This window comes from Nostoc sp. KVJ20, assembly GCF_001712795.1.
Taxonomy (GTDB): Bacteria; Cyanobacteriota; Cyanobacteriia; order Cyanobacteriales; family Nostocaceae; genus Nostoc.
In genome coordinates this window covers 24,999-46,227 of record NZ_KV757723.1, presented here as the reverse complement: position 1 = coordinate 46,227, position 21,229 = coordinate 24,999, and the positions used below count along the sequence as shown (strand labels likewise).

The 21,229-nt window shown below is 39.0% G+C and carries 23 protein-coding genes and 1 pseudogene; 7 read left to right on the top strand and 17 right to left on the bottom strand.

Going from position 1 to position 21,229, the window contains the following annotated elements; all coding sequences use genetic code 11:
• The first annotated feature begins 38 nt into the window (after positions 1-38).
• The gene (locus A4S05_RS32135) at positions 39-365 is read left to right on the top strand and encodes a hypothetical protein (protein WP_069073828.1); all 327 of its coding nucleotides are present in this window, start codon (positions 39-41) and stop codon (positions 363-365) included.
• 239 nt (positions 366-604) lie between these two features.
• Here A4S05_RS32135 and A4S05_RS32130 read toward each other — a convergent pair whose 3' ends face one another.
• From A4S05_RS32130 to A4S05_RS32120, 3 genes are all read right to left on the bottom strand, one after another.
• A complete protein-coding gene (locus A4S05_RS32130) occupies positions 605-1,168 on the bottom strand; it encodes a hypothetical protein (RefSeq protein WP_069073827.1) in 564 nt (187 codons plus the stop codon).
• A 290-nt stretch (positions 1,169-1,458) separates the two neighbouring features.
• On the bottom strand, positions 1,459-2,034 hold the full coding sequence (locus A4S05_RS42255; protein ID WP_069073826.1) for a hypothetical protein: 576 nt from the start codon (positions 2,032-2,034) through the stop codon (positions 1,459-1,461).
• 85 nt (positions 2,035-2,119) lie between these two features.
• Entirely contained in the window at positions 2,120-2,479 is a 360-nt protein-coding gene (locus tag A4S05_RS32120) for a hypothetical protein (RefSeq protein ID WP_069073825.1), read from the bottom strand.
• A gap of 360 nt (positions 2,480-2,839) precedes the next feature.
• Here A4S05_RS32120 and A4S05_RS32115 point away from each other — a divergent pair, with 360 nt between their 5' ends.
• Positions 2,840-3,037 (top strand): hypothetical protein, encoded by a 198-nt coding sequence (locus A4S05_RS32115; RefSeq protein ID WP_141699867.1) that lies wholly within the window; start codon positions 2,840-2,842, stop codon positions 3,035-3,037.
• A 256-nt stretch (positions 3,038-3,293) separates the two neighbouring features.
• On the opposite strand, the gene A4S05_RS32110 is transcribed toward A4S05_RS32115, so the two are convergent.
• Both A4S05_RS32110 and A4S05_RS32105 read right to left on the bottom strand, forming a co-directional pair.
• Entirely contained in the window at positions 3,294-6,842 is a 3,549-nt protein-coding gene (locus A4S05_RS32110; protein ID WP_069073823.1) for a WD40 domain-containing protein, read from the bottom strand.
• A complete protein-coding gene (locus tag A4S05_RS32105; protein ID WP_176727173.1) occupies positions 6,839-8,080 on the bottom strand; it encodes an AAA-like domain-containing protein in 1,242 nt (413 codons plus the stop codon). The genes A4S05_RS32110 and A4S05_RS32105 overlap by 4 nt, the downstream gene beginning before the upstream one ends.
• A 555-nt stretch (positions 8,081-8,635) precedes the next feature.
• On the opposite strand from A4S05_RS32105, the gene A4S05_RS32100 reads away from it, so the two are divergent.
• From A4S05_RS32100 to A4S05_RS32090, 3 genes are all read left to right on the top strand, one after another.
• Positions 8,636-9,751 (top strand): HesA/MoeB/ThiF family protein, encoded by a 1,116-nt coding sequence (locus A4S05_RS32100; RefSeq protein WP_069073821.1) that lies wholly within the window; start codon positions 8,636-8,638, stop codon positions 9,749-9,751.
• Between the two features lie 26 nt (positions 9,752-9,777).
• Complete coding sequence (locus tag A4S05_RS32095; protein ID WP_069073820.1) at positions 9,778-11,091, top strand: hypothetical protein; 1,314 nt, start codon at positions 9,778-9,780, stop codon at positions 11,089-11,091.
• 380 nt (positions 11,092-11,471) lie between these two features.
• A complete protein-coding gene (locus A4S05_RS32090; RefSeq protein WP_069073819.1) occupies positions 11,472-12,059 on the top strand; it encodes a hypothetical protein in 588 nt (195 codons plus the stop codon).
• 150 nt (positions 12,060-12,209) lie between these two features.
• On the opposite strand, the pseudogene A4S05_RS39620 reads toward A4S05_RS32090, so the two are convergent.
• The 8 genes and pseudogenes from A4S05_RS39620 to A4S05_RS32060 form a co-directional block, all read right to left on the bottom strand.
• Positions 12,210-12,335, bottom strand: a pseudogene (locus A4S05_RS39620) (RNA-binding protein); the annotation flags it as partial.
• Positions 12,336-12,420: 85 nt separating this feature from the next.
• Positions 12,421-12,798, bottom strand: coding sequence for a hypothetical protein (locus A4S05_RS32085; protein ID WP_069073818.1), 378 nt, complete (start codon positions 12,796-12,798; stop codon positions 12,421-12,423).
• Between the two features lie 92 nt (positions 12,799-12,890).
• Positions 12,891-13,547 (bottom strand): hypothetical protein, encoded by a 657-nt coding sequence (locus A4S05_RS32080; RefSeq protein ID WP_069073817.1) that lies wholly within the window; start codon positions 13,545-13,547, stop codon positions 12,891-12,893.
• Positions 13,544-14,146 carry a ParA family protein gene (locus tag A4S05_RS32075; protein WP_069073816.1) on the bottom strand — a complete coding sequence of 201 codons (603 nt, stop codon included), beginning with the start codon at positions 14,144-14,146 and terminating at the stop codon, positions 13,544-13,546. The genes A4S05_RS32080 and A4S05_RS32075 overlap by 4 nt, the downstream gene beginning before the upstream one ends.
• Positions 14,147-14,315: 169 nt before the next feature.
• Positions 14,316-14,462, bottom strand: a complete 147-nt coding sequence (locus tag A4S05_RS40875) for a PIN domain-containing protein (RefSeq protein ID WP_176727172.1) — start codon at positions 14,460-14,462, stop codon at positions 14,316-14,318.
• A 37-nt stretch (positions 14,463-14,499) separates the two neighbouring features.
• A complete protein-coding gene (locus A4S05_RS32070) occupies positions 14,500-14,790 on the bottom strand; it encodes a hypothetical protein (RefSeq protein ID WP_069073815.1) in 291 nt (96 codons plus the stop codon).
• Positions 14,791-14,995: 205 nt separating this feature from the next.
• On the bottom strand, positions 14,996-15,307 hold the full coding sequence (locus A4S05_RS32065; RefSeq protein WP_069073814.1) for a helix-turn-helix domain-containing protein: 312 nt from the start codon (positions 15,305-15,307) through the stop codon (positions 14,996-14,998).
• The gene (locus tag A4S05_RS32060) at positions 15,294-15,692 is read right to left on the bottom strand and encodes a type II toxin-antitoxin system RelE/ParE family toxin (RefSeq protein ID WP_069073813.1); all 399 of its coding nucleotides are present in this window, start codon (positions 15,690-15,692) and stop codon (positions 15,294-15,296) included. The genes A4S05_RS32065 and A4S05_RS32060 overlap by 14 nt, the downstream gene beginning before the upstream one ends.
• Before the next feature lie 229 nt (positions 15,693-15,921).
• Here A4S05_RS32060 and A4S05_RS32055 point away from each other — a divergent pair, with 229 nt between their 5' ends.
• Both A4S05_RS32055 and A4S05_RS44380 read left to right on the top strand, forming a co-directional pair.
• Positions 15,922-16,902 carry a GIY-YIG nuclease family protein gene (locus tag A4S05_RS32055; protein ID WP_069073812.1) on the top strand — a complete coding sequence of 327 codons (981 nt, stop codon included), beginning with the start codon at positions 15,922-15,924 and terminating at the stop codon, positions 16,900-16,902.
• Positions 16,903-17,031, top strand: a complete 129-nt coding sequence (locus A4S05_RS44380; protein WP_370684508.1) for a type I restriction enzyme endonuclease domain-containing protein — start codon at positions 16,903-16,905, stop codon at positions 17,029-17,031.
• On the opposite strand, the gene A4S05_RS32050 is transcribed toward A4S05_RS44380, so the two are convergent.
• The 4 genes from A4S05_RS32050 to A4S05_RS32035 form a co-directional block, all read right to left on the bottom strand.
• A complete protein-coding gene (locus A4S05_RS32050) occupies positions 17,028-18,830 on the bottom strand; it encodes a hypothetical protein (protein ID WP_069073811.1) in 1,803 nt (600 codons plus the stop codon). The two genes, A4S05_RS44380 and A4S05_RS32050, sit on opposite strands and share 4 nt — an antisense overlap.
• Before the next feature lie 3 nt (positions 18,831-18,833).
• Positions 18,834-19,412: a hypothetical protein gene (locus A4S05_RS32045; RefSeq protein ID WP_069073810.1), complete on the bottom strand. Its 579-nt coding sequence runs from the start codon at positions 19,410-19,412 to the stop codon at positions 18,834-18,836.
• A gap of 326 nt (positions 19,413-19,738) precedes the next feature.
• The gene (locus tag A4S05_RS32040) at positions 19,739-20,077 is read right to left on the bottom strand and encodes a hypothetical protein (protein WP_069073809.1); all 339 of its coding nucleotides are present in this window, start codon (positions 20,075-20,077) and stop codon (positions 19,739-19,741) included.
• Positions 20,078-20,177: 100 nt separating this feature from the next.
• Positions 20,178-21,170, bottom strand: a complete 993-nt coding sequence (locus A4S05_RS32035; RefSeq protein ID WP_069073808.1) for a tyrosine-type recombinase/integrase — start codon at positions 21,168-21,170, stop codon at positions 20,178-20,180.
• Between the last annotated feature and the right edge of the window lie 59 nt (positions 21,171-21,229).

Below are 21,229 nucleotides of genomic sequence, written 5' to 3'. Positions count from 1 at the left end.
AGCGGGAAAATGAAATTGATGATGAGCCAGGGTAAGCGATGGAAGCCAAAAGCGAAGTGACAATAAAATTTAGTGGCTCACTGCCAACAGCTACACCAGCCGAGAACAAGAAAGTTGCAATCGAGTTGACTGACCAGAACGGCATAGTCTTCACCGCTCAAGTTAATGCAAAAAGTTGGCGTAAGGCTGAAACTAGCGCCTCAGAATTTGCAGACTGGGCTGGGGCTGTATCGGGAAAGCTGGGTCAACGAACTCTTAACGGCTTTGAGATCATTGACGCAGGAATCCAACTTTTTGAAAAGAAAGCGAAGGAGGTAAAACCAGACGTGGGCGCTGCTGTAGCTGAGGCTGGTGCAGGTTCATAGATGTGTCTCAAGCATTCAACAGCAAATTTCTACCTCTGCAATGATAACTAAGCAGAGGTAGAAGCATTCTTAACTGCCGATTACACTTTTTTCTAGATTTGTGGAATCTTTATAACTTAAGAAAACTGAAGAGTCACAATCACAGTAACAAGCGTATGCTGAGATAAACCAACATCTTATGGCTTGCTTTTATTTCGTCAATAGTTCTACAGTTACCTACTGTAAACTTAGCCAGAGCCTTATCTTAATGATGAAAATTTACTTGGCTTAGTATAGTCAATTGACTTAGAATCACCAAAACTAGTAGTCAATCGAATGATAGAAGGTTGGAGGCTCTGAATGTCAAAGACTAAAGTTTCTGTAATTAATCGTTCGCAAGTATCTTTTTTCGCATCATGTACCAGTTTCATTCTGACCTGTGGTGGAAATGATTCTTGATAAGCTCCATTCCAATACAGATTGAAATCATGCTGCCTGCATCCACCACTATACGACACGTCAATTTCCAACTGTTTTCCTACAATTCTGCTGTTAGATAAAGAGAAACTATCACCCTTGGGAATCGAACCAGTTGTAATAATAATAATATTTTGCGTGGGTCGTTTTGATATATCTGGTTGGTGAGAACTATTTTGATAAGGGAAGGTAATTCCTCTAGCAGCTTGTAAATTTTCCCGAATAGTGTGTTCCTGTATAGATTGAGCATTACCAATTCTAGTAATTGCCCCTGCGTTTTGGCAAACAGTTAATACTGAAACTATAGTTGATATAGACAAAAGTCTAGCTAAAGAAAAGGACAACATATTTGTTTAATTGTGTAAGAGTAAAAGAGGCTTTAATACTACAAGTGAAAAAGTTGCTAGATAGAGTATTAAAGCTTAAGTTTGGTAAAGTTTTTAGCTGTTAAAGCCCGAAGAAAAAATGGTGGGATGAACACAACTTCCCTAGTCGCAACTATCCAGTAATACTTTTTAGGTATCATCCCACCAATCTATTGTCAATTGATACCGATAAGCTGAATGCTTTTTAGAGTAAATTCAACTAAAAGCCTACTTTTTAAAGGCTTCAGCGCAGTTTTAGTCCTCTTGACAAATTATGGCCATTCCTTATGACAACTTTTGCAATAGTTATAACCTGACTGAACAGCGCCATGAATACCCGCCGCCGCACCACCAGTCGCCGCGCCACCTACGACACCAGCACCTCCTAGTATACGTCCTCCAATGGCTGCACCTGCTGCCATTCCCCCTAGCATATTTCCAGTATCAATACCCTTGCTAACAGCATCCAGAACTTCTTTCGGAGAATGACCATGAGCCGCTTCCTTCTCAATGCTTGCCGCTTCTTTTGCATCAGGATCGTAGGCAAGTATTGAACTTTTTGGATTAGTTGTAGAACCTTGGAATGTTCTATAAAAGTCAGGACAGGTGCGTTTTATTGTTCTTGCAAACGGTGAGCTATCAGGGCAGTAAATTGGGGGACGATAAGTAGATTTAATGCTTTCTTCCCACGCTGGTGGTTGTGGGCAACCGCAGACTATTTGGTTTAATGGCTTATATGACAGCGATTGAGAGGTTGCAGCAATTCCAGCCTGACTCATTAAGCTAGTAGAAGCTGCACTGACAACCAGTAAACATAATGAGCCAAAACCAAACTTTTTAACAGACATGGCTATTCTCCTGTAATATTCTTGGTTAATCCCGTACACTGTTTGCAAAACTCTCGTCGTTACGAGATTGAGCGAACGCAAATCGCTATACGGCATCGGCACCTCTGCTAATATCGGCACCTCTGCCAATACCAGCACCGGGGCCACGGGTTTGATAGCGTCCTGCAACAAGATTGTTTTTATCGGTAGAAATTGGTGATAATTGATAGTTACCCAATGGTCGATTCAGACCCCCTTGATCGCTGTTGGTAATGGAATTTAACTCTTGTGGACAGCGAATTACCTGGCATATCTTTGGTGGAAAATATCGGCCCCCACACCAGCAGCCCTTAATTGGTGGAGTAGGTTGAGATATTGCCACTGCTGATGCAGAGCCTACAGCAGAGAGCAAGGACACTAATGTCATTGCAATCATGGGAACCGTCTTTCGCTCTAAAGTGTTCATAATCTTTTCTGTCAAAAACCAATCGCTTGTAGACGCGCTTGTAACAAGTGCTATCAGAAGCGATATTTCCATGAAATAGGATGGCTGACCGAGTTCAAGCTTGAGAACGACTGACTAAAGCTGACTTTTTAGCTATTGTGTAAAGCTGACTTTTCAGCTATTGTATCGATGTAGAATCTAACTAATTCAGATGTATCGAGATGCTGCGATCGCTCAAGCTTGAATATATGAATTTTCAATTCTGAGAAGGTAACTGCTGTAAAAAAATCAAAAAATCGCAAAAATTCCGTAAAGCTGCCAAATGAGTTTGAATACTTAATTTATGGACAAATCTCAGTTGATATGAAAAAGATGCTTGTCATGACAACGAAAACATTTGCCACATTGATGCTAGTTACAGGTCTAAGCTTTGCTACACAGGTATTGCCATCTGCACAGATGACTGGAGGTAGTGTACTGAGTAATTCCCAACAAGATGGTGATTTATACATGGCTAAGAATCATAAACCTGAAGACATGTGCCATCCCGTTCCTTGTGAGAAACCACCGACTGAGTGAGGTTGTCTCAGCTATAAATTTTCTGGAATGGCGTAGTTACGGCTGAGTTTACCAGATTTGTTACTCTCTAGTCTTCATTCCAATAGCTTAAATAACTTTAGGGGCTTCCAAATAAAAATGTAGCCACTTTTCTTGTAGGATGGGCCGGACAGCTCGTCTCCTATTCCGTGCAGGCTTTCCTACCCACCCCACAAAATGGATAATTTATAGTAATTTCAAAAAGATAACTGTTAGCTGTTACTCATAACTGAAAAGGTCAAAATCGAGATGTGTTCGTCTTCATGCCATCACAAAGATGATATTCACTTGTTTCTTTAAAACGAGTGTTAGTCTTCAAATAATTGTGTAGCAAACTACAACCTTTCACCAAAAGTCGATCCAAATTTAAAGGTCGCAACTCTAAACCATCAAGGTTCCAAACTTTGATAGTCTGATCAAAACTGGCACTAGCAATGGTCTTATTATCGGGGCTAAAACTCACACTGCTGACACCACGGCTGTGTCCCTTTAAGGTTTTAATTTCCTTGCCATCTAAGTTCCAAAGTTTGATAGTTTTATCATCGCTGGCAGTGGCAATAATCTTACCATTAGGGCTGAAACTAACGCTAAAGACTCTACCAGTATGCCCCTTTAAAGTTTTCAGTTCTCTACCATAAACAAGATTCCAGAGTTTGATTGTTGTGCCATTACTAGCACTAGCAAGAGTTTTACCGTCAGGACTAAAACTTACACTCTGAACTCCATCGCTATGACCATTGAGAGTTTTCAGTTCCTTGCCATCCAAACTCCAAAGTTTGATAGTTTTATCATTACTGCCACTAGCAAGGGTTTTACCATCAGGGCTAAAACTTACACTGTTGACTGTGGCGTTATGTCCCTTTAAAATATGAAGCTCTCTGCCATCCAGACTCCAAAGCTTGATAGTTTTATCATTACTGGCACTAGCAAGGATTTTGCTATTGAGGCTAAAACTTACGCTTTGAACTGCATCAGTATGACCCTTAAAGGTTTTAAGTTCCTTGCTATCCAAACTCCAAAGTTTAATTGTTTTGTCCTCGCCAGCACTAGCAATAAACTTGCCATCAGGGCTAAAATTTACCGTATAAACCTTATCAAAATGCTGACCTAGAGTTTTTAGCACACGTCCATTACTACCCCAAAGCTTGACAGTTTTATCAACACTGGCACTAGCAATAAACTTGCCATCGGGGCTGAAACTGACACTATAAACCCTACCATCATGACTTTTGATAGTGGTGAGCAAAGTATGATGAGTACCCCATAATTTAATAGTATTATCAGCACTAGCACTGGCAAGAGTTTTGCCATCGGGGCTGAAACTTACGCTGACAACCCCTCTACTATGTCCCTTAAAGATCGTAAGTTCGCTACCATTGTTACTCCACAGTTTGATGGTACTGTCACCGCTACCTGAAGCTAGGGTCTTGCCATCGGGGCTGAATTTGAGGCTATATACTCCAGAGCTAAGTTCTGGTAGGGTTGTGCTAGAGTAGTCATTGCTATTCCACAGCTTGATTGTTTTGTCTAAACTGCCACTAGCAATAGTCTTACCATCAGGACTAAAACTCACGCTTAAGACCCCATCGCCATGACCTGTGAGGGTTTTGATGAAATTGCCGTCTTTACTCCACAGATTGATTGTTTTGTCTAAACTGCCACTGGCAATAGTTTGCCCATCAGGACTAAAACTCACACTTGTAACCCTCTTTTGATGCCCTTTGAGGGTTTTGAGTACATGACGCTTTTCTACAGTCCAAAGTTTGATGGTATTGTCGTCACTAGCACTAGCAAGTAGTTGTCCATTGGGACTAAAACTGACGCTGTAAACTGGTTTGCTATGGCCCCTAAAAGTTGTGATTAAACTGCCGTCAATACTCCAAAGTTTGATTGTATTGTCGTCACTAGCACTAGCAAGTAGTTGTCCATTGGGACTAAAACTGACGCTGTAAACTGGTTTGCTATGACCCCTAAAAGTTGTGATTAAACTGCCGTCAATACTCCAAAGTTTGATTGTATTGTCGTCACTAGCACTAGCAAGTAGTTGTCCATTGGGGCTAAAATCTACACTGTAGACTACAGAGTTATCACTCTCTAAGCGATTGCGTTCTTGCACTTCGTCTATCACTTGCTTGAGTTGTTTTTCCACCTGATTTTTGACACTAATCGGTGCTTCTATTTCCAGTGTTTGACGACCTGCCTTTACACTATTTACTAATGCTCCAAGCTGATTGTTTGAGTTAAGATTAACTATTGATAAAGCATTTATTTCAGCAATTCCCGCTAATTTTCTTTGATACTCTGCTTTGCTTACGCGGATGTCTGCCCATCTCACTAACATGACCGATACAATAAATATAATTAACAATACGCCAAGTCCAGAGCGAATAATTTTTTTAGCTTTTTTTTGTGCTTTATTCAATGTATGATTGGCTTGATTTAATGTGAAATTCGCTTCAGTTAATATCTGACTTGCCTCTTTTTCTGCATCTAAAGCAATTTGAATATTTTGCTTATCTAACTCCAAACTTGCTGCTAAAAACTGATAATCTAAGTCACTTAAACTTTTCCCAACTGCCCATGCTTGAGCATTGCGTAATTGCTGCCCACGTAAAAGCTGTGAATTGTCTTGACATGAAGATTCTTCCCAAAGTGATATCGCTTCTCCATAAGGTCGCACAGAAGTTAGTTCTTTATCCACCCAATTTTTATTAAAAACAGATTCATAAATCCGGTTATAAACTCTTAAAAATCCGTTGTGTTTAACTACTAAACCAGATAGCCGCAATTCGATTTGTTCAGAGCTATCATCACTCTTAATTTTCTCTAAACGCAGAATTTTTTGATACAGTCCCAATAATCGAGAGACGCGCTTTTCATTACTAAGGATGCGATCGCGTATAGTCTGTAGATGCTGTTGTTTATCCTGCGCCCACCAATTCTCTATTATCCGTTCTTGTACAATTGCAGCTACCCATTGTGCCTCATTTTGAGAATGACGAGGCAAAGGATATATAGTAATTAGTTGACACAACCATTGCGTAAGAAACGGGTGCCCACCTGTCCATTTTAATACCTCTTGCAAGACTACCTTGGGATTACTAACTACCCCAACCAATCCTGACTCTAAGGGCTTAATTTGCTCTAGGTGAAATCCTGTTAATTCAACTGCACGAATATCAATATTAAAAGGTGTGTAATTATGATTAGCAATTAAATCACTAGGTGTTGCTACTCCCAGGAGCGCGAAAGTGAGACGCTTATATTTTAAATTGTCAGCCCGTTTGTTATAACAACTACGAATAAAAGCGAACAAATCGTCTTTGAATTTTAAATTTAAAACATTATCAATTTCATCAACGAAGATAACAATATTTTGATGAATATTTTCTAGCAAGTCTTCAGCAATAAACTTGCTCAATCGCATTGATGGAGGAACATACTGATATTTATACCACCAGTCTGCTATATCAACTTCCAAATTAAAACCGCTTACTAAAAGACTAGTAAAACCACCAAAAAATTCATCTGGCGTGACTTCATAACTACAAATATCTCTCATCTCAATTGCACAACAAGCGAATCCTTCTTCTTGCAAGGTTCGCATTGTTCTGACCCGCAAACTGGACTTCCCCATCTGCCTAGAGTTCAAAACGTAACAAAAAAAACCGCTTTTTAACCCTTCATACAGTTCGCAGTCTGCCTGGCGTACTACATAAGTAGAGGCGGACTCTGGCAAACTGCCCCCTACTTGATAAGAATTACTGTGGTTATGCGTGGCGCTCATAGGTTATTTTGAAAGTGATCGCGAAAATACTGGCGATATAACTCATAACGTGGCATGACACTATTACTTGATACCTTCACCAGCCCCAAATTATTTAATTTTATGGCAATACTTTGATTCAACTCGGAATTAAATTCTACCGGAGAGTTTGCTAAGACTATCTTTTTAAAAGCACAAGCCAATTCAGAATTAGATTGCAAATTTCTCCAATGTCGTTCTAAGTGGCGGCTATAAATTCCCCATGCAGTGTGAGATGTTTGTAGCACTTCCTCAACGGTTATGTCTTGTTGTCTCATCTGTTTGAGGGCTTCTGCTACCAAATAAGGATGTCCTCCTACTATAGCCATTAACTGTGTGACTTTGGCTATATCAAAACTCAATCCGTACCTCTGTGCTAAGGAAAGCACTTGCTCTTGGTTAAAGTCGGTTAATACTACCTCATATCCAGCATTAAATGGAGATTGATTAATATCAACTTCAGTATAGATTTCTGAATGTAACACAACCAACCGGAGTTGTTGCCAAACTGGACGAGTTTTAGCATCTTCATGCCATGTTCGCAGCATCCCTAAAAACTCACTAGCAATTTCTCGGTTTGGGAAAATTCTGTCAACTTCATCTAAAGCTAAAGCTAAAGGACTTTCACTTGGTAATAAATACTTTTCAAAGTAGCTACGACATTTTATTTTGCTATTTCCAATACTCTTACGCCAGTGTTCTTCAACGCTGGTAGTCAACGCAAATCTATCAGCAAGAATAGTACAAAACCATTGCAAAAATTTATCCAAATTAGTGAAATCTTCTTGAGTTGCATCCCGCAGGTTTAAAGCTGCTGTTCGGTATCCCTTTTTTTCGATGTAATGTATGAGTCTTGACATTAACTCTGTTTTTCCTGTCTGCCAAGGGGCTTTAATTCGCAGTAGACATCCAGGCTTCAAAATTTCCCAGTAACAGCGTTCTTCAATGGGAGGGCGTTCTACATAAAAGGTATCTATAACTTGGGCTTCCTTGGGTTTGTTTTGGCTGTCCTCAAAGGTTGATACGTCTTCCGCCTCCTCCCAGTCTGCATAATTATTGCTGGTTTCTCTTTGAGTCTCCTGAGTGGAAACTAATGCAGTTTCCCTGTCAAACTCAGCAATTTCCTGCCAGTTTAAAGATAATTTTTCACAGATATCGACAAATACTGCTCGATCTACTCGTTTCCCAGTCAAAAAATTGACCACTGTAGAACGAGCCATAAGTAGCTCCTCAGCTAGAGCTTGTTGACTTAGAAAGCCATTCCGTCTTACTGCTTGCTTAACTTTTTCTATACAGTCTTGTCGAACCTTGAGTGATCGCGGCATATCGATACATTTGAGCTAGTTCGATTCTACATGGATGCTACTGCTCACGGATGTGATGGATCAAAAGTCAGCTTTACTCAGTCATTCTCAGTCTTTAACTCGGTCAAAGGGGAGGTTTGATAGAAGTATGAAACTCACAAAAGTTTCATGAAAGATAAACCCATTTACAACAAGGAGATTAGAGCTATGAGTAACAACACAAAAGTCATGGACGACACCACAAAGGAAGCTAAAAAGCAGTTCCAGATTCAAATTCGTAAACTAGAAAAACTAGAGACAACTGCTCACCGTTCCAACGACAGGTAACTAAGCATGGCAGTTTAGGATAGCTTAACACTAAATGAGTGTGGCTTTTCCAGACAGGGGGAAGCGAAATGCTTTCCCTAAATTATTCAAATAATTTTTCACAACTGCTTCTTTCAAATTAGAAAATCAGGAGATTTAATGCACATGAAACTTCCTAGAATTAAGCAAGTACATAACCCTGAACTTCTCTCTGGAAATCGCATCCGTATCGGTTCAATACATTATGGCGTAGGTTCAGAGATATGTGATGATAAAGATGGTACTATTTGGCAACTTCTTCAACTTATAGATGGTACACGAAGCATTGATGAAATTATTGAAAATTTACAGAAAATCCGACCTGAACTTGATAGACAGAGTATTCATCAGGCAATAAATATAATCATTTCAGCAGGCTTTGCAGAAGATGATAGTTCAGTCCCACCTGATGAACTAACCCCTGTAGAGCTAGAGCGTTATAGCCGTAGCGCCAACTATTTTGCATGGATAGATACACAGCCCCGAAGTTCCCGATATGAGATTCAGAGCCGGCTAAAAAATACCCGTGTTACTATCTTAGGTTTAGGTGGTATTGGCTCAACAATAGCCATGAGTTTAGCAGCAGTTGGTGTTGGCTCAATCCACTGCGTAGACTTTGACAAAATCGAGATGTCCAATTTGAATAGGCAATTGCTCTATACAGAAGACGATATTGGTGTGTCCAAAGTGAAGCAAGCTATTGAACGTCTTCGGCGGATAAATCCTCACATTGAAATTACTGGAGAGGAATTGGAAGTTCAGTCAAGCTATGCTGTTGCCGCGTTAATGAAGAAGTGCGATTTATTTATTCTCTGTGCAGATAAACCTGCCGAGCTTATTGACTTTTGGACAAATGAAGCAGCACTAAGCACAGGTACACCTTGGCTCTCAAGCCACTATGCAGGACCCATGAGTGTTGTTGGTATATATGTACCTTATCAAACTCCTTGCTATCAATGCGTTAAACAGGATGAGAAGCAAAGACGGCATCAAATAGATAGAGGAGAAGGAAAAACTTTATTAATGAACGCAGAAGTAAATGCAGTGATAGCGCCTACCGCTAATCTAGCAGGACATTTAGCCGCATTAGAAGCTATTTATTTCCTTGCTGATTTAGAGCCGCAAACAGTAGGACGAATTTTTCACCAAAACCTAATTCGTTACGACCATTGTTATTATATCCAGCCATCGTTTTGGTCTGAGTGTCCTGCTTGCAGAATTAATAAAGTGCATCACCAATAAATTAGTTATTTTTATAAAGGAATTTTATGAAAAAATCAATCAAACCGCAGATAGAAACTACCGAAGTAGTAAGTAAACTAAAGCCGACATCAAGAATAACATTTTACCCATTGATTAGACGTTGTGAAGATGGCATCTATATTGTTGGGCGTGTAGAAACTGGTGAATTTATTTCGCTTCCCGAAGTAGGCATTCAGGTAATTGATAATCTACAGGATAAGTATAATTTACAAGAATCTACATCGCTAGTGATGGATAATTTTGGAATTGAGATTGATATTAGCACTTTTATTGAGGAGTTAGCCAACTTAGGATTTATCAAGGAAATTGATGGTTTTAGTATCTACGTATCTCAACCAAAATTATTTAACTTTAACTGGCTAAAACCTCAATATATCTACTTTCTATTTGGTCGAACAGCTACAATATGTTACATGATTCTGGTGACTATAGCCTTTATCACCTTAATTAAAAATCCACAATTAGTGCCAAGCTATCAGGATTTTTTTTGGGCATCAAGTACAAGCTTAGTTCTTGCGGGCAATACGGCTATCACAATTGGGAATATAGCTCTACATGAGTTAGCGCATTTAGCAGCAGCACGCTCACTAGATTTACCGGTACGAATTAGTTTATCTACTCGACTACATAACTTAGTAGTACAAACTGATGTTAGCAGCCTTTGGTCAGTACCACGTAGATATCGCTATCGAGTTTATTTAGCTGGCATTGTATGGGAACTAATATTTTGCTCTACTGCATTAATTGTGCTGGCTTATATACCTTTAATATCCTTAGTTAAAGGACTTATAAAAGCTCTAATTTTGACTCAATTTTTTGGAATAACTTGGCAGTTTTATTTTTATATGCGTACTGATATCTATTTTGTGATACAAGACCTACTACGGTGCCATAATCTTTTTACAGATTCACTTAATTACCTGAAATTTTGTGTTCAAAAAACAAATCGTCTGGTCTTTAAAAAAAGGTTTGAAAAATCTATCGTAAATCCGCTAATTAATGTGCCAATTCAAGAAAAAAAGAAGATTATAGCCTATTCATGGTTAGTTTTAATTGGCTCGCTCATATCATTGTGTGTTTTTTTTACATATAACCTTCCAATACTTATCAAACTTTTGATTCAAGCTTGTATCTCAATCTGGAATGGCATAGTCCTCTGGAGACCAAAACAATTTTTAGATGGTTTGATCACACTATTAATTGAAGGTAGTATCCAATTGGTTTTTATAATCACGATTCTCAAAAGGTATAAAAACCATAGACTCAGTAGAGCAAAAAGGGTGTCCGCCGAGATACCTGCAAAAAGAGACACGTTGTAAATAAATATTTCAAACAATCCCTTGTTAATTTACTAACTTGCCCAAAGATGATGAAAGGCGAATCAAACTTTTGCACGGTAAAACCAAGCTTTCATCTCTTTTTGTCCCTTACACTTGCCCATAAATGACCCATTTAGGGAATGTCTTCATCTGAATAGTCAAGTTTCGGTTGAGGCTGAAACGACGGTAAATCAAAGTTTTTGACAATTTACTTTACAAAACTTTACAACGGGTCCCAATTTGCACGTATCTCGGCGGATACCCACGTATGACGAAATTTGTGGAATCCATAGAATCTAAGAAAAATTAAGGTTTACTGGGAAGCGATCGCTTCTGAGCAAGCCTCTATACTTGAAGGGTGAATGTGCTGAAATCGATCGATGCTAAAGGTTAATCCAGAACGAGGCATTGCATATACTTGGGGGTCTACACCACAAGAGCGGCTGATGTCCTTCCCTTGTGATCGCTACATGTCGAATGCTGACGAAGCATATTTTCGAGCTATTGATGTGCTTGCACCAGCGCCGGTATTATTTCGGTGGTTATGCCAATTGAAAGTAGGTTCTTACAGTTATGACTGGCTTGACCACCTCGAACGAATATTTTTTCATGGTGCTGAGTCAATTCCCACTTATCCCAGTCCAAAGCAACTGCTTTCGGGTGTGGAAAATTTAGCTGTCGGTCAAACAATCATGGGCATTTTTAAATTAGTTGAGTTTGAACCAAATCAACATTTGACGATAGTAACTGATGATGAGCAAGCCATTTCTATTTTTGGTGATATCGCTGCAAGCTATATCGTAATCCCAAGAACGGCAAATGCTTGTCGCCTTATTCTCAAGGGGAATATTCGCTATCCCAGAAATCGCTTTTGGTCATGGATACGCTATTTTTTGCCGTGGGCAGACTTATTAATGATGCGTCAGCAATTTTTGAGATTAAAAAATTTAGCTGAGAACCAAGTTTGATAAGTGGCTATTTATATATCAGGTCAAGTCATTGAAGTCGATGGTGGCTGGTCAGCAACCTGACATGAAGTTGGACAATATACAAATTGCTTGACTGCGCCTGTATTTCGTTGTCCGGCGGAGAAGGGATTTAACAAAAGCTTTCAAAGCTTAGTAGCGGTTACGTCCACCGCCCCCATCGTATCCCCCCCGATTACCACCAGACGAACCTCTGTCTTCCTTGGGTTTAGCCTTATTTACTTTCAGATCGCGACCCATCCACTCAGCACCAGAAACTCATCTGTTAGATGTACTAAGGGCGATCGCTGATGCCCTGGTGACTGTTTCCCAACAATATATAACGTTATGTATGAGGAAATAGCTAATCCCACCAAGCATATAACTGTTGAGAATTAATCTCTAATTCATCATAACCCCAGACGAATTTTACAAATTCACCTGCAAAGTCTAAGTCTTTCACCCCTTTAACTGTAATTGCATCAATCACCAAATTCGGGACGTCTGTATCATTGATGACTACACCATCAAAAATCGCTGTCAATTCTAATCTTTTGCAACGTTGCCCAAATTCAATAAATGAACCGACTGATGGAGCGGCATTAAAATTCGCATTTAGTGTAGTGTAGCCGGATTGAAGAACTTGCTCCAATGATTCTAAAGATAATCCCTGAAATTTGATTGCGTTGGGAGTATATTCTGTAATTGAGTTACCTAAAATTTCTTCAATACGTTGAACCATATATTTATATCCAGATTCAATGAATGCTTAATTCAACTAAAATATAATTTTTTTGTTGTGGAAGCGATGGGTTGTCCATGTTCCACCTGCGGCTACTCATCCATCTGGGTACCCAGATTTTTGATTTGTTCTAGTGCTTCAACTACACCAACTTCATCAGCTAGTCGGATAAAAGCATTGGCTAATTCCTCCAGTAAGTCACTGCGATCTACTTCTACCCCCTCATCAGCTAAATCCATCAACACACGGTTAATCTGCCTACTCAGCTTTTTAGGAATGCGAAAGGTGGTTTGTGTATAGTCGGGATTCTCACGCTTGGCTAATTTATCTTTATCCTTATCTTTATCCTTTAACTTGCTAGCTGTCTGGGTAGTTGATTTTTCGGGTTGCTGAATGTCTGGGTATCCAGGTGGCTGAATATCTGGTTTTTTGGATGGCTGGGTTTTTGACTGTTTAGATTTCTGGGTTTTAGTAGAAGCGGATTTTTGGGGTGATAAATCTTTAGATGGTTGAGTATCTGGCTCTGGGGATGGCTGAATGTCTGGGTATCCAGGTGGCTGAGTATCTGAATTTTTGGATGGCTGGCTTTTTAGCTGTTCAGAATCCTGGGTATTTATCGATGCGGATTGTTGGCTTAATGATTCTTCGATTAGTTGAGTATCTAGCTGTTCAGATGGCTGATTTTCTGGGTATCCAGGTAGTTGGGTATTTTCTTGTGCTGCCCCTAAGACCTCACTAAATCGGCTCACCCTTTTATTGCTTGAATTACTTCGTTTTTTATTTCCGTCCAATCCCGCCATGCTACTTTGCCCCCTCGAACCTTATAAACAGGAACTCCACTAGTCACCGCATCCTTATAAGCTTTGTAAAATCGAATCCCACGACTGAAAACAGGATAACCTTGTGTTTTAAGTGCTGACATCGCTTCCTCACCATCCCTTTGAGGTGGCGGCGGAATCATTGTAAGTAAGACTTTCCAGTTTGTATCTGGTGGCAAGGATTTAGCCATGAGTGCCATTGCGTCCATGCCCAAGAGGTCAGGTGGAGTCGGAACGATAAGTAGATCACAACCCCTTGCTAGATCCTCAACTTCCACATCATTAGGGCGGGCGGGAGTGTCAAAAATTATAAATTCAAACTTCTGCGTTCGCATTAGTTTTGCTGCTTCCTTTTCTCCGCAGACCTGAAATGGTAGTCCCCCAGGTCTGGCCCAAGTGGTTGCTGAACGGTTCGGATCGGCATCAATAACTAAGGTTGCCCCATCATCACAAAACAGTGAGGCGAGGCAGATAGCTGAAGTTGTTTTCGACACTCCGCCCTTAAATGAGCTAAGAGAGATGATTGGCATAATCTCCCCTTATAAAAGATGGAAAAATCATATCGCACTTACACATATAAAATGTGGATGTATGAATATTTGGGTATCCAGGTATTTATGCAGCCTCAAATGAGAATCTGTGACTCAAGTACAGTGTTGATGCATTGTGAAACTTATTTTTCGGAAATGACAACCTGACTTATGGAGTCTCCCCAATTGAAGGCGTTTCTTCATCGGCAACGACCAAATCCACGCCACACCTCGTAGCCGCCAGAGCTAACCTTTGATCAATCGTTGCTAAAGGTAATCCCAACCGCAACGCTAATTCGTGGAGGAGCTGCGTCATAAGCTGCTAAACCTTCCTGTCTCCAAAACAAACTGCATTAAAATCTTCGCCCCTCTTCTATCATGGAGCGGATTGACGTTCTATCTAACGCCACTTCTTGCCGCAGCTGTTGCATTCTGGCAATTGCATTACTTATCGATTTTTTTGTCATAGGCTTTCCCCAAGCGTTATATTGCGCTTGGGCTTCTAAGGATGTTGCAACTTCTGGATCGGGTAACGGCTGTATAACCACCACTATCTCAACATTCGTATCTTTTAAATCAGTGGGTGTCTGGATTTGCAGTATACCATCTGCCCCAATATGCGATCGCAACTTCATTGTTTCCATATCGGCATTCCAGAACTCATACTTAATAAATTTGGGAAGTACCTTAATTATGCTGCTACTCCCCTCACAATAAATAGAAGCAGAATATTGCTACTTGAGTACCCAGCTAATTTGGCTGTATGAATATTTGGGTATCCAGGTATTCAAATCACCTAAATACTGAACACGCTTCCATTGCCTACTCATCCATTGCTACTAGAACACCCTATGCGCTTTGCTCGTGTTCTATTGGAGCAAGCTGAATCACTACCCGTTGATTGAGAGCGTGAGCGATTTTTTGGAGCATTGAAAGAGAGTGTCCTTCGTAATCAGCATCTTCAAGCCGTGCAATCACAGGCTGTTTTGTACCAACAAGTTCAGCAAGCTGTTTCTGTGTTAACCCCGATGAAGTTCTGGCAAAGTAAATAAGCTGTGCCACTTCTGCATTTATAGAGGCTGACTCCACTAATGCCTCAAGCTCAGGGTCGCTGCTGGTCATCTTGTTAATGATTTTTATTGCATCGCTAGTCTTCGCCATCCTCTTGTTCCTCTACGTAGGTGTGAACTTCTGGGTTTTCTTCAAATAAAAGCTTTCGCGCTATCGCCCGTTCAATATCAATTGGTGGTACAGCTGCTTCTTCCTTTGTAATGGCGTGTGCGAGAATCGCTACGTTTTGCCCATGAAAGAAGTACAAGATGCGGTATTGCACATGAATATGCTTTGCTCTAAGCTCATATATCCCGTCGCGCAAGTAATCAGCCGCCGGGCGACGGAGTTCGTATCCTGATGCCGCAAGTTGTTTGATTCGAGCAACACAGTTTGCATAACCTTTGCGGTCTTCTTTCAAAAGTCGCGTCAGCCATTCAAGGACAGGAGCTTCCCCTTCTTCTTCCTGGTAGAAAACAACACGGGTTTCAGGCACAGCATACCCTCTAAATATATCAATATTGTTATATTAGGGCAACAAAGGAAACGAGACGCGCGGGCTATATGACGTTTCTCCTTAATTGAAAATCTAACTTCGTTACAAAAATGCCAATTATTAAAGTTACGGATGACGAAGTTTTAGTTGCACTTTACACTAAGTAAGTTCTACTATCTACAAGTTTAAAAAATCAGAAGTAAATATTAAATAATAATTGGCACTATATATGAATGCTGACGAGTCAATTTTAAATTTAGAGAAGGTTGATTTAAAAAATAAACATTTGTTACCCGAATATTCAGGCATTTATTATGTATTAGATGAAAACAATATAGTATGGTACATAGGAAAAGCAAAAAATCTTAAAAAGAGATGGAATGGGAAAGCGCACCATAGGCTTTACCAATTATCATCACAAGGTAGAAAAAAGTTTTATATCCACTACAAGAAGTTAAGCGAAATCAACCTAGATGAAGAAGAAAAAAAATTAATAGCACAGTACAGACCGCATCTTAATAGCAGTCCAGTAAAGAAAAAAAAGGTTTTACCTGCTGAAAATCTATTAAGAGAAACAATACTCAAATTACCAGAATTTTTAGTAATTTTAGGTATAGAGCCACCCAGACAGATAAATAAAAATTCCATCACACCTGACTGGTGGTTAAAAAAGAAATTAGCAGGACTACAAATTATTCATCTTGTGCTTGATTGGGAAAAGCTAAGAGAGTTCGCCGAACAAGATATAGAAATATCTAGTGGTATATTAGGTTATGTATTTGGGACTAGAAAAGCTTATTCTAACCTTTGGGAAGCACCACACAAGGAATATGTAAGAAGATACGGTGTAGTCCAGTGCAGGATTTTGGTAAATGGGTATGTTATTGAAGTCAGTGTTTTAGATAAAGTTAGTCAGCTTTTAACTAAAACTAGAATGGGGACTTTAGCTGGTGAGCCAATAAAAATTGTAGAAGCAGATATATTAGATAAAATCAAAGCAGACCTAAAAATTCCCATTCCAAAAGATTTTGTCAATAAAATACAACCTTACTTGCAAGACCCCATAAATTTAGTTTTTAATGATTATATAGATAGAGAAACTCTAGGAAAGCAAATATACAGAATAAAAGAAGAATATAAGCAAGGTCTTAGAGGAGTTGGTAGTAGAATTGCCAAACGAATTTCTAAAGGTGAATCCAATGGCTCATAAATCGCCAGCAACGTCACCAATGACTGGACTGTGCAAGAGAGTGTCAAGGTTAATCTGCGAAGGTTAGTCAAGCGTCTGCTGCGGAAATATTTAAGGGTGCATTACTACAGTGAATTAGTTGCTTTCTAAAAGCAAATATCTTGTTTATCTAGTTTATCCTGTAATTTTATTATTACGTTAGATGTAAATTTTAAGTCAAATGCCATAGTATCTAAAGTTTTATATGGTTTGATAGCTCGAAGCTTGATGAGTCTATCAATAGTAGCCTGTTTAATACCAGTACCTTTAAAAGCAGCCGTCAATTCATGTTTAGTTGCAGTGTTAATATTGGTAGATTTTTTTAGATTATTTCCATTTATACTAGAATTACTAAAAATCCAGTTGGGTGTTTTAGCGTTATTTAAAACTTGTTCTATTATAGGGGTTGAGCCAATTATAGTATCATTATTAGTAGCGCTAACAACTGTCGATACAATTTTATCTGATTTGAGAAAATGAATATTTCTAAGGTCTAACTTTCTTTGCAAGAGAGGTGGACAAATAGGAGCAATCATAAAAGCTAAATCAGTTGGTGTTCCATCAGAATTAGATGGATTAAATTTGACATCATTTAACCATTGAGTAAATGTATTAAAGTGACTGCTCAACATCTCATAATTTTTAGCTTCGCCAAAGGCTCTAGCAACAGTATTGCCATTATGTAGTAATTCTACATAGCAATCAAAGGCATGACCCGCTATTACAGTAGTAGTTGAAACATTTGACAAAGTGTAAGCTGTTTTACTTAAAAAATTAGCCCACTGTTGTCTACATTCTGCCTCAACTAAATTACGCGCATCTCCTTCAAAAACCTGCTCAGGTGCTTCTTGAAAGTATTTTTCATGGATTTCTAGTATGGCATTACCATAGTTTCGGCAGAATTCCCTTAATGTATTGGTAGAACTTATCGATATATTTTTTATTTCTTGCCAGGCTTGATTAAAGTTTTTATAACCGCTATAAGCTCCTTGAATCCGATTCTCAATCTTTTCTCTAATTACTTCAAATTCATTGCTATACCCCTTGTTTAAATTTATAGCTGAATCACCAATAAGACTTTGAATGACAGAATCTTCTGCTATAAAACTTCCTACGTTATCAGAAGTGCCTACTAAATACATCAATAGACGAATTTTTGAACTAAATACTTGAAAAGCTCCTCTGATTAATTGCTTTAACACTAATCTAGTCTCTTGAATTTCCTTTGGGAATTCTGCTAAAGCATCTAACTCATCTGCAAGGTAGACAAAACTGAATCTAGGGTCTACTTGGGAGACTTCGGAAATGACATAAAAAAAGAATTGTTCAAATCCGTCTACACTTTCAGTAATATACTTTTTAAATTTGCTACGAAATGGCATTAATGCCTTGGCAGTTTTTAATTGAGAAACTTCATTACTTTCCAAGTAATCACCGAGAATATTTTCAGCTATAACTCTAACTGAATTAGATAAATTTTGATTGTGTAACAACTCCCAAAAGGTATCAGCCAGAATATGGCAATAAAATTTGACACCAAAATTAGGGCCAAGTGGTATGTCAGAAAGCTGAAATTGAACAACTATTGAATGATTTAAAAAAGTTGGTTTAGTTCTAGTTAATTCATTTAGATAAGTTAAAAGTGAAGTCTTACCACTACCAACTAAGGCAGCAACAAATCTAAAAGTAAAAAAACCATCATCGAATGTATGTCTGAGATCGTCTTCAAGTAGCTGAGTTATGTTAGCTATTTGCCGTCCAGATAAACTTCGAGCTGTTGAACCTTCTCCGTCACTTCCTGGTTGTCTAATAACACGTTCAATTCTAATATCTTCAATGAATCCAGTTCCTGACTTAACTTGTTGGAGAAAGCTTTTTATATATCTTTTTTTTCCTGCATCTTCTGGCATTGATTATTCAGCCCATTGGATTAATTCTTCATCCTTTTCGGTAACAGTGAAAACTTTACCGTTTGATTTTAGTTTCTCAAAATACTTATCTAACAAGGTTTGAGAGATTGGGTTATTTTCAGAAAATTTCTGACGAATGACTCGACTATAAATAGCTACAACTCCAAGCAATTCTTGACGTTTCCTTTCTTCAAAATAGAGTGCCTTAAATTTTTCTACATAAGTATCAAAGTCCATATCTTCGCTCTGGGAGGAGGAATTATGAGAATCATAAGATACTTGTTGAAGATACTCTAGAAGAATATTTATAACTTTAGGCCCTTTTACAGAGTCAAATCGATACTTAGTATTTTGAAGGTTTAAAGCTAATATTTTCTTACCTAAAGTAGTAAGTGAAAGCCGATTTTTTTTAGGCGATTCAATTAATTTCTGCTCAATTAGAGCTTCATAGCTCTGTTCTGCTTCTTGTTGTAGTTCTTTAGAAAGATAAGACTTAACAACACTTTTAGTTACTGTATCCCCATTTGAATAAGCGTGAGCGTAAAACAAATAAAGTAGTTGTACTGTTGAAAGCTGACTCATAAATACTTTGACCTTCTCAATTTAATTATGAGAAAAGATAATTAATTCTGCTTCAAAAATTGTTTTTTTAAAACAGAGCTATTTAATAACTCCCCGTATAATATATATAATTTTTAGTACTGTCGTCAGTACAATCACGACTAATAACCATAACACGACTCATAGACGAGGCGATCACCCTGTTACGGCTGATCGCCGAGATATGTGTAAATTGAGATACGTGTAAATAAATATTGCAGACTACGCTTGATTGATTTACTAACTTGCCCAAAAATGATATTGGACGAATCAGAATTTTGCAGGATAAAACCAAGTTTTCATCAGTTTTAGTCGGTTGCTAAAAGTTCTTCTTTTCTTTTTTCTAATTCAGATATTTTTCGGTTCAAACTTCGGATTTCTGTATTGATTTTTGATAATTCAGCTTTGCACTTTTGAGTTTTTAAATAATCCGACCCATATTTTTCAATGATAAAATCTTCTACCTCATTCCTTAAGAGTTTGAAGCAGGGATTTCCATATAAAGTATTGTGCCGATATTGCAATTTTCCTGATTTGATAGCCTCAAGAATTTCTGCTAGATCAAGGTTAAATTCTTTTTGGGCTGTTTTATCGCTCAGAGTAGCTCCCTTTTGCCCCCAAGGGGAATTGTCTTCTTCATGATTCATATTTGACTTAGTTTAAAGAACATTGAACGAGATGCTCCCATTCCAACAGGTACTAAATGTATTAAAACATCTCGAACTTACTTTTATCCGGCGAAAGGTTTTAAATCAATTCTGATATTGAGTCGCTCATCTGCTTTTGTAAACGCTGGCGGTTATCGTCGTACTTCAAAACAGTTTGCACTTGAGCGTGTCTGCTGAATCGCTGAGTAGCACGGTAGTTGCCATTGTTCAGATCCAATACTGTAGTAATCGCACTGTGGCGGACACGATGTGGTGACATCTTCTTAGTAATTCCGGCTTGCTTGCATAGCCCATCCACCAGTCGCCTGATTGCCTCCCCGGTTAATCTCGCTCCATTCTTGTGGTAAGCCAGCACAGTGAAAAGCGCTTCATTACTACGTTTCTTCTTACTGGCTTTGATCCAACCGGAGATTGCGTCGGTGGTTCTTTCCGATAGGTCAATAACTTCCTTCTGGCTACCCTTACCTTTACCCAAAATTTCAAGAGTTTTCTCTTTGGCGTTAAAGTCAAGCACATTCAAATTGACTATCTCCTGACGACGCAAGCCATTATCCCAAAGTAACCGCATAATGGCATAATCACGCTTGCCCTTAAGGGTGTTGTTGTCAACTAAGGCTATGACTAGGGCATAGTCCTCGGCTGGAATGCCCATTGTGTCACGGTAGGTTTCGACCTTTTCACCTTTGACATCATCTAAAGAGAAATTGCACACACCCAGCCGTCGCCCCATCTCAACCATTGACTTGATAGCACTCAAGCGACGATTCACCGTAGCTTCAGCCAGTTTTTTCTTAATCAGGTGCGCCTTGTACTTGAGAACCACAGCGACGGCGTGACGCTGTTCCAGGTGAAGAAACTCTAGAACTAAGTCCCGGCTGGGTTCTTTCTTAACAACGAACAGAAAAAAATCTTTCAGGTCTTTTTGGTACTCGCGCTTGGTGTTGAGCGATCGTTTATCGCCAATCAACTGCTGGATAACATCGGGGTCATTTTCTAGAGAAAAATCCTCACCGATCGCCAAGGAGAGTGAGTTTTCTAGAACACTAAGATTTTCGGGGTGGATCGGTGTCATTGGTTAGTCAGCAGCTGATTGGGCAGCGTCAGTTTAACGCTATTTCAACATCTTAGTTG